The organism is Streptomyces sp. NPDC002779 (assembly GCF_042888685.1).
In the GTDB taxonomy this organism is placed as follows: Bacteria; Actinomycetota; Actinomycetes; order Streptomycetales; family Streptomycetaceae; genus Streptomyces.
The window spans coordinates 1-1057 of sequence record NZ_JBIAQC010000092.1 but is presented as its reverse complement, the minus strand read 5'-3'; the positions used below and the strand labels follow the sequence as shown (position 1 = coordinate 1057).

1 protein-coding gene is annotated in these 1057 nt (G+C 72.0%); it reads left to right on the top strand.

The window, feature by feature from the left end; all coding sequences use genetic code 11:
* The first annotated feature begins 695 nt into the window (after positions 1–695).
* Entirely contained in the window at positions 696–842 is a 147-nt protein-coding gene (locus ACFYW5_RS38020) for a hypothetical protein (protein WP_389421705.1), read from the top strand.
* Positions 843–1057: the final 215 nt, after the last annotated feature.

Sequence of the window (1057 nt, the reverse complement as noted above, 5' to 3'; positions counted from 1 at the left end):
GCGGGGAGATATCTGGCCGTACGTGGGGAATCCCGTGGCCATCAGTGGGGCGGTAAGTGGCCACCTACGGGGAGCTTTTCATGGCCGCCGTCACCGTTGCCTGTGCGCGCCAAGATCCCCATGCCCAGAGTCCCGGTCATCCGCGGCCGTGGCCCGTCGCCAACGCCGATGTACGCTTCTGGTCGCTGTGTGACCCCGTAGACACCCCTGCGGAATAGGCACCCCCGCGGGATCCGTCTCCGCCGATCTCCTCATGGCTTTGGCCGAAGACCCGGCGGGCCTTGACGACCGAGGCGAGCGAGACTGGCAGCGAACTCCCGTGAGAACAGGCGCCCTGAGGTCCGGGCCGGCACGGCAGCAACCAGGTCCGGGTAGAGGGGCAGGACTTGATACCTACCGGTCATCTCGAGCAGGTCCGGCGCCTGCCCAGGTGCGCCAGCGATCCGCAGCCGGGCCTGGTTCCGGAGACGCCGGAGCAGGTCGAGGAAGGTGGGTCACCGGAGGTGGCCCCGGCGATGTCCAGGACCACCCGTGAGTGTGCGGCCGCGGTCATCTCCAGGGCCGGGCGGAGGCTTCTGCCCCGCCTGCCGCTGTCTGCGCGCTCCGGATCGGCTGCAGGGGCAGGGGCGGGGCCATGGTGGCTGCCCTGGCTGCTGACCGGGTGACCGAACGAGGGCTGGAGCGTTGACCTTTCCATGACGATGCTGCTGATGCCGCCCGCCCCGCCGGCGACCACTACGGCCGTCACGCCCAGCCCTGGCAGGGTTCTGATCTTCGGCGAACTCGCCGCCCGCTGGGCGGCCGCCCGCCGCATGGTGCCCGTTAGCGCGGACCGGGAATAGGAGCGGCTCGCCCACCGCCCGCCGTGGCCGACCCCATGAGCCCCAGTCCTGCACAGGCCACCCGCCGCGCGGCTGCCGGACCGGACGGCCGTGGTTGGGCCCCGCCCGGTCCGGCAGCCGCACAGCAGCCGCCCCCTCCCCCTGCAGGGCCGGGCCCGCACACCCGCCCCACCTCCCCGGCTCAGCAACAAAATAGGGGGGCAGGGACAGCCAGG